The organism is Protofrankia coriariae (assembly GCF_001017755.1).
GTDB classification, from domain to species: domain Bacteria; phylum Actinomycetota; class Actinomycetes; order Frankiales; family Frankiaceae; genus Protofrankia; species Protofrankia coriariae.
In genome coordinates, this window is the sequence record NZ_JWIO01000048.1 from 42,651 (window position 1) to 50,202 (window position 7,552).

The 7,552-nt window shown below is 68.6% G+C and carries 6 protein-coding genes, 1 tRNA gene and 1 pseudogene; 3 read left to right on the forward strand and 5 right to left on the reverse strand.

All coding sequences use genetic code 11. The annotated features are described in order from the left end of the window. Positions 1 to 117 precede the first annotated feature (117 nt). Positions 118 to 222: a putative leader peptide gene (locus tag FrCorBMG51_RS34175; protein WP_420848661.1), complete on the reverse strand. Its 105-nt coding sequence runs from the start codon at positions 220 to 222 to the stop codon at positions 118 to 120. A gap of 422 nt (positions 223 to 644) precedes the next feature. Between FrCorBMG51_RS34175 and glpK the strand changes: the two genes are divergently transcribed. From glpK to FrCorBMG51_RS21105, 3 genes are all read left to right on the forward strand, one after another. After that, on the forward strand, positions 645 to 2,186 hold the full coding sequence (gene glpK, locus FrCorBMG51_RS21090) for a glycerol kinase GlpK (RefSeq protein WP_047224754.1): 1,542 nt from the start codon (positions 645 to 647) through the stop codon (positions 2,184 to 2,186). 531 nt (positions 2,187 to 2,717) lie between these two features. Next, positions 2,718 to 3,815, forward strand: a complete 1,098-nt coding sequence (locus tag FrCorBMG51_RS25710) for a Rieske (2Fe-2S) protein (RefSeq protein WP_052914905.1) — start codon at positions 2,718 to 2,720, stop codon at positions 3,813 to 3,815. Between the two features lie 1,070 nt (positions 3,816 to 4,885). Next, positions 4,886 to 4,958 (forward strand) — tRNA-Lys (locus FrCorBMG51_RS21105). An 82-nt stretch (positions 4,959 to 5,040) separates the two neighbouring features. Here the strand turns inward: FrCorBMG51_RS21105 and FrCorBMG51_RS21110 are convergent. The 4 genes and pseudogenes from FrCorBMG51_RS21110 to FrCorBMG51_RS31950 all read right to left on the reverse strand — a co-directional run. Beyond that, positions 5,041 to 6,354 (reverse strand): tyrosine-type recombinase/integrase, encoded by a 1,314-nt coding sequence (locus FrCorBMG51_RS21110; protein WP_083731264.1) that lies wholly within the window; start codon positions 6,352 to 6,354, stop codon positions 5,041 to 5,043. 249 nt (positions 6,355 to 6,603) lie between these two features. Further along, positions 6,604 to 6,936, reverse strand: coding sequence for a hypothetical protein (locus FrCorBMG51_RS21115; protein ID WP_047224755.1), 333 nt, complete (start codon positions 6,934 to 6,936; stop codon positions 6,604 to 6,606). A gap of 182 nt (positions 6,937 to 7,118) precedes the next feature. Then, on the reverse strand, positions 7,119 to 7,313 hold the full coding sequence (locus tag FrCorBMG51_RS21120) for a helix-turn-helix domain-containing protein (RefSeq protein WP_047224756.1): 195 nt from the start codon (positions 7,311 to 7,313) through the stop codon (positions 7,119 to 7,121). 34 nt (positions 7,314 to 7,347) lie between these two features. Next, positions 7,348 to 7,552: pseudogene (locus tag FrCorBMG51_RS31950) on the reverse strand (hypothetical protein); the annotation flags it as partial.

The following is a 7,552-nucleotide window of genomic DNA, read 5'->3' on the forward strand; positions in this document are numbered from 1 at the left end:
TTTTCTTCCGCGTCCCACAGGGGATGGAAACGAAACGTGCGGGAAACACGTGCTTTCGTCCTACGGAAGAAGAGCGACAGTCCGTGAGCGGGTCAGGCAGCGTGCGGGTGCACGCGGTTATCGACGGAAGGAAGGAAGACCCGGACAGGCTGCTGACGCGACCCGCAGCAGATCAATGTGACCGCGGGTCACAAGCCGGGACTCGGTATGCACGCCGTCCACAATGCGTGTGATGTGGGGTTGATGTCAATACTCGCCCCGGTCGGGCGGGGGACACCGATGGCACGCCGATGGCACACCGACGGCACACCGGGAGCGCCCGGGCATCAGGAACGTCGGACATCGGAAACATCGGACAGCAGGGACATCGCGTGTCGGCCGTCACCAGGGCGCTGGCCGCGTGCGACGGCCACCGACCGCCTGACGCGCCGGGCGGCCTGATGCGCTGGGCAGCCTGGTGCACCGGGCGGCCTGACGCGCCGATGGACCGTGGGTTCCCGGTGGGCCATGCTCCTACGTCGTGGCTACTTTCAGCGGTCGCTACTACCGGTGGTCATCACTCCGGTGAACGCCGCCGCTGGCCGCGCCCACCCGGATGGGCGCGGCCGCCACATGCGACGACCGCACGGGACGGAAGGACGGCGATGGGCGATTTCGTCGGGGCGATCGACCAGGGCACCACAAGCACCCGTTTCATGATTTTCGATCATGATGGCAACGAGGTCGCCCGCCGCCAGCTCGAACACGCCCAGATCCTGCCGCGCGCGGGCTGGGTCGAGCACGACCCGGTGGAGATCTGGGAGCGCACGGCCGCCGTCGTCGCGGCGGCCCTGACCGACGCCGGCCTCGGCGCCGCGGACCTGGCCGCGCTCGGCGTCACCAACCAGCGCGAGACCACGATCGTGTGGGACCCGCGCACCGGCCGGCCCTACCACAACGCGATCGTCTGGCAGGACACCCGCACCGACCGGATCGTGGCCGCGCTGGAGCGCGACGGCCGCGGCCAGGTGATCCGGCGCCGGTCCGGCCTGCCACCGGCGACCTACTTCTCCGCAGGCAAGATCGCGTGGATTCTCGACAACGTCGACGGGGTCCGCGCCGCGGCCGAACGGGGTGAGGCCGTCTTCGGCACCGTGGACAGCTGGCTGCTGTGGAACCTCACCGGCGGGCCGCGCGGCGGGCTGCACGTGACGGACGTCACCAATGCCAGCCGCACCATGCTGATGGACCTGCACACCCTCGACTGGGGCGACGAACTGTTGGAGTTCTTCGGCGTCCCGCGGGCGATACTCCCGGCGATCCGGCCGTCGTCCGACCCGACCGGCTACGGCTCGACCACCGTCTCCGGGCCGCTGCGCGGCGAGGTCGCGCTGACCGCCGACCTCGGCGACCAGCACGCCGCCACCGTCGGGCAGGTCTGCTTCGACCCCGGGCAGGCCAAGAACACCTACGGCACCGGCAACTTCCTCCTGCTGAACACCGGGTCGCGGGCGGTGCCCTCCCAGCACGGGCTGCTCACGACGGTCGGCTACCGCTTCGGTGACGACGACCCGGTGTACGCGCTGGAAGGCTCGATCGCCGTCACCGGGTCGGCCGTGCAGTGGCTGCGCGACCAGCTCGGCATCATCAGCAGCGCGGCCGAGAGCGAAACACTGGCCGCGACGGTTTCCGACAGCGGCGGGATCTACTTCGTCCCGGCCTTCTCCGGGCTGTTCGCGCCGTACTGGCGTTCCGACGCGCGGGGCGCCGTCGTCGGGCTGTCACGCTTCCACACCGGCGCCCATCTGGCCCGCGCCGCGCTCGAGGCGATCTGCTACCAGAGCCGGGACGTGGCCGAGGCGATGCGGCTGGACTCGGGCGTGGCCCTGGACGTCCTGCGGGTCGACGGCGGCGTGACCGCCAACGACCTGTGCATGCAGACGCAGGCGGACATCCTGGGCGTCCCCGTCAGCCGTCCGGTGGTCGCCGAGACGACGGCGCTCGGCGCCGCGTATGCCGCCGGCCTTGCCGTGGGTTTCTGGAAGGACACCGGTGAGCTGTCCACGCACTGGCGGGAGGAGCGCCGCTTCGAGCCCCGCTGGTCGGCGGACCGGCGCGAAAGCGGCTACGCGGGCTGGCGCAAGGCCGTCGAACGCACCCTGAACTGGGTGGACGTGGACCCCGACCCTGAGCCCGGCCACGGGTGAGCCGGGTGCGAACGGACATGCACCGGTGCGCACCGAGGTGAACGTGTGGCATGGGCCGGCATGAGCCGGTGTGGACGGCTCCTGGTTGCGCGTCGAACATTTTTCCAGCAGTCGGGAACAGCCTGTGATTTCACTGGTTCCGGCCACGACAGAATAGCCGGAACAATCGCGCCGGCGGCTTCGGTGTGCGGTGGGCGACATACGGGCTCGCGGTTGCTTTGCCGTTGTCTCGGACGGGTAGAGCATACCTCGCGGGAAACCGGCCGCCGTTGGGGGTACGGCGGGTAACGGATGGCGCCTGGGTGGGTGCCCTCCGTTCGAAACACGGCCGTTACCATGTTACCTCGCTGCCGTGCGTCGCTTGTTGTTTCCGTCACGCAGCGGCATCCTCGGGATCTGTCGCGGGCCGCATGCTAACGTCGATCATGCGTTACCGCCCGGTGCGGTCAACCGGCCGATAATACAAGGCCATCTCGCCGGCTATCTCTCGTGTACACCCATTTTTCTCCAAGTATTACTCGCGGAGGACCCGTGGCGAAGTCGAAATGGCAGAAGCAACTCAAGAAATACGACAGGCGGCTGCTTGAGGGTCAGTCCTTCGGCGAGGAACAGAAGACCGACTACCCGTTCGGCTGGTATTTCGCCAGGTACAGTGAGGATCTCGAACCGGGCCAGGTGCTGCCCGTCGAGTTCATGTCCCACCAGTTCGCGCTCTTCCGCGGGAAGAGCGGCCGGGTCGGCATGGTGGACAGCCAGTGCTGCCACATGGGTGCTGACCTCGGCCGCTGCGGCACCGTGGTCGATGACCGGATCAAGTGCGGCTACCACGCCTGGGAGTTCCGGACCGACGGCGGCTGCGAGGTCATCCCCGGGCTGGACCAGGCGAAGATCCCCCCGCGGGCCGGCCAGCGCGCGATCCCCGTCCGGGAGCACGCCGGGAACATCTGGTTCTGGTACGGCCCCGAACCGGTCGGTGAGTTCGTCGAGGTGCCCTACGCCGACTCCAAGAAGTACCTGAACCTCAAGGGCCAGATCTACACCGCCCGGGGCACGCTGCTGCCGGTCGCGGAACACGTTTCCGACATCTACCACTTCCCGGTCGCACACAAGGGCGTAGGAAAGCTGGAGTACGCCATCCTGGCGAACAAGGAAGACCGCCTGGAATACCAGTTGCGGCCTGCCGACGCGACCGGCATGAAGAAGGTCCAGCGCTGGTTCAAGCCGTACGCGTTCATCGAGATGATCGGGCCGTCCGCGTCACTCTACCGGACGCAGAAGGACGCCACGGTCGACCGCTCCGGCCCGCTGCTGACAATTGTTCTCGGCGGCACCCCCGTCCGGGACGACCTGATGTTCTTTGGCTACCGGGTCATTGTCCGCAAAATAGGCCCCGGCCCGCTGTTCGCGCCGCTCAACCACCTGATCGCGCGCATGATGTGGCTGACGGTCCGGCGGAACGTCTACGCCGACATCGACGTGCTGCGTTGGCTGCGGCATCCCGAGAAAACCCTCTGGGTGAAGCCGGACGGCCCGTCCGTCCGCGAGTTCCGTGCCTTCTTCCAGCGCCGTATCGCGCCGGGCTGGCGTTTCGGCGACCCAGCGCCGGAGGAATCCGCCGTCAGCGCGTAGCACCGTCGGCCGCGTGGACGGCGCCCGCGACGCCCGTGGGCCAGGCGGCCCGGTGGCCGGCACCGGTTGAACGTCGGGTCCCTGCTGGGAGCGACCGGACGTCCAACCGGTGCCGGCGAGGCCCGAGACGACTCGGGCCCGTGGCAGCGCGGGATCCCGGCAGGCCGCTACGCTCCGCGAGCACCGGCTACGAGCGCCATGTGTGCAGGTCCGGCAGCCTTTTTGCGGGACCACCCGGCGACCGAGCATGATCCACCTGCGCTGTAGAGTCGCTGGCCACGCACACATGGGGGGACCACGTGTTGGCCTTTTGTATATTACTGGCATTAATCATTATGATTGTCGGACTTGTCGGGCTGGTGCGCGGTCACCTGCACCAGGCACGAATCCGCAACCGCCGGAGCGCTGGAATCGTCACCGGGGCGAGCTTCCTGGGGCTTCTCGTCCTCACGGCGCTGGCTCCGAAAAGCGATCAGGCGGCGGTGTCGACGTCGGCCGCTCCGAGTGCGGTCGTGAGCCCATCGCCCACGTCCGCGCCGTCGGCTGTCGGCACTCCGCTGTCCGCGGCGGGCTGTGGGGCGGGCAGCGGGGCGGGCAGCGGGGCGNAGCCGACACAACCGCCCGTGCCCGTCGTGACGGCATCTGACGCTCCTGCCTCTCCTGGCATTCCCGTCGCCACGATCGCGACGTCACGATCCGTCCCACCGCCAGCCGCACCCGCGCGGACGCCCGCACGGGCCGCCGCAGCCCCGGCGCGACCGGCACCCACCACCGCACCGGCCGCGCCTCCCGCTGTCTGCAACCCGGCCTATCCGGACGTGTGCCTGAAGGACGGGATCGGCGACTACGACTGCGCGGGCGGCTCCGGGAACGGCCCTCACTACGTCACCGGGCCGATCCGGGTGCTCTCCCCGGACCCGTTCCGTCTCGACAGCGATCACGACGGCTTCGGTTGCGAGAAGCCCTGAGGCCGATGTGGCCAAGTTGGTCCGGTCGGGGCCTACCCGTGGGCCCCGACCCCGCCCGAGCCTGGTACATTCGGACCCGTCGCAGCGCACAGCACGCGACACGCGCCGCTAGCTCAATTGGCAGAGCAGCAGACTCTTAATCTGCGGGTTCGGGGTTCAAGTCCCTGGCGGCGCACCCATCCTGACCAGTGGTTATTACTCTCAGTGATAACCTTCTGAAGATCAATGTACCCAACGGTGTACCCATCTGGAATCGATCACTGTTGGTCGGTGTCGGTGGGGTCGGGGCTTCCGGCTTCGTCCGCGCTGTCGTCCTCGTCGTCCGTGGGCCTGCCGCCGGTGAGCAGGTGGTCCAGGCGGCCCACGGCGTCCCGTTGGGTCTCGGGCATGACATGGGTGTACGTGTTCATGGTCAGTTGGATGGTCGAATGTCCGAGTAGTTCCATGACCGTGCGCGCGGGCACCCCTTCGGAGAACAGCATCGACGCGAACGCATGGCGAAGATCATGCAGGCGGAGCCAGGGGAGCCCGGCCTTTTCCCGAAGCTGATCGAACCGGCGGTTGACGTTCCGTGGTTCCAACGGGGTACCGATCGACGAGGTGAACACGAGGCCCGTCTCAGTCCAGCCGTCTCCGCGTTCGAACCGCTCGCCTGCCTGCAGCACTCGGTGTTGGCGCAGGAGCTCCACCAGTCGAGCCGGAATCGGCAGCTTCCGGTGTGAGCGGACGGTCTTCGCCGGTACGAACGTCAGGGAGCCGTCGACCCGCTGGAGGCTCTGGCGGACGTGGAGGACGGCGCCGTCAAGGTCGACGTCGGTCCAGCGCAGGCCGAGGATCTCCCCGCGGCGCAGGCCGAGCATCAGGGCGCAGGCGAAGAGCGCTTCCAGACGGTCACCGCGCAGAACCTCGATCAGGCGCCGTGCCTCCTCGGGACGCAGCGCCCGGACGTCCTTGTGTGGGACGGATGGTGCACGTACCGCCTTCGCGACGTTGCGTGGCACGAGATCGAGCCGTTCGGCTTCGGCGAGCGCGTTACGGATCAGGCTATGCACGTGGCGGACGCTTACCGGGGACAGTCCGGCCGCCTTCGCCGCCGCGACAAGACGTCGGACGTCGAGGGGAGTGAGTTTGTCGAGCTGGATCCGGCCGATCGTCGGCACGATGTGCGTGTTGATGAGCCAGCGGTAGGTACGCAGCGTCGCGGGTCGTGTCCCGTCACCGCGCTTGATCTCCATCCATTCACCGAGCCACACCGTGACTGTTCGACGCTCCGCGGTGACGTTGACGCCCAGCTCCGCGGCCTTCTGAACTTCCTTGAGCTTGCTTCGGCATTCTTTTTCCGTCTTGCCGTAGACGGTCTTGCGGACCCGCTTCCCGTCGATCCAGCCGAGGTCGACGCGACCGACCCACAGGCCGTCACTGGCCCGCTGGAACAACGCCCCGTCCCCGTGGCTGCGCCGACGACCCCGGCGAGCGGGGGCATTTCGCGCCTGGCGCTCCGAGCTCTGGGCATCAGAGCAGGTCGGTTCGTCGTCGGCTGCTCCGGTCGGATCCTGCCGCTTGCCGGACATGATGAAGATCACTCCTTGCCGAAGAAATGATGCGAAAAACAGGAGAACGCCGGGAGGTTGCGTCCGGCGGTTCGCCGCTCCCGCTCCTCTGGGGCGAAGGAGGGTCCGTCGGGAGCCCGGCCGCGTCCAGGGCGCTACCGCGTCACTACGTGATCGGCTCCGCCGACCCTGGACCCGTCCGCGCTCCCGACGGGTGTAACGCCCAGCAGAGGAACGGGAAAGAAAGGGGGGAAGGACCGCGACTCCTGGTCAGCGGGGCTGAGGCTGCGCGGGAACCGTCCGATACGGGCGGAGGTCGGGCAGCCAGCCGCCGGCCGGACCAGGTCGGCGCGGCGGAAGCGTTGCCGGAAGCGTGCTGCCGGGGATCGCGCGGAACACCAGAACCACGTCGACGTCTCCGAGGGCTTCGACGAACACCGCGTCGGTGGGGATCGCGACCGCGATCCGGGCGATGTCGAACGGGTCGGCGCCCGGTTTGACGGTCATCTCGTAGAAGCCGTGGCCGGGGGCGTCGAGGCGGACGAAGGGCTGTCCGTCGGAGGGGTCGCGTGGCGGGTCGAGGTCAGGCGGAATGATGGGCACAGGTCTGCGCTCCTTGTATGAGAAGGGGTGCGGATCAAGGTCCCGGTGTGGTGTTCCCGCACCCGCCGGGACCGCCTTACAGATCTTTTGTGTCTGTACGGCCGGAGGCCCACGGGCCGCATCGCCGCGTGTGCTGCACTGCCGAAACTCGGCTGTCCGGTTCGGCGCGGACCGGCATGTGATCATGCGGCGGCCTCCGTGCCCGGGGCGCCGCGGAGCCGGTCGACGTAGGCGACGAGCGCCACCCGTGGGATCCGCCGCGACCGTCCGATGCGGACGGATTCGATCTGCCCCGCCGCCATCAGTTCGTAGACGGTGGACCGGCCGACACCGAGGACCGCGGCGGCTTCGGCCGCGGTCAGGAGGAGCTTGTTCATACGTCCTCGCCGGAATCGTCGTAAGACTTGGAGATCATGCGGCATCGCGGAGTAGAGGGTCGGTTGCCGACACCGGGTCGGGCTGTCCGCGGGCGGCACGGGCGGCATCCAGTTGGGCGCGCCACCGGTGCCGGTCCGCGACCGCACGCAGGAGGAGATGCTCACGCCGCGGGGTGGCCGGATCCCCGGGTCGGAGGAGCTGCCAGACCACCCGGTTGGCGCCGCCGTCCTGGCCGCCG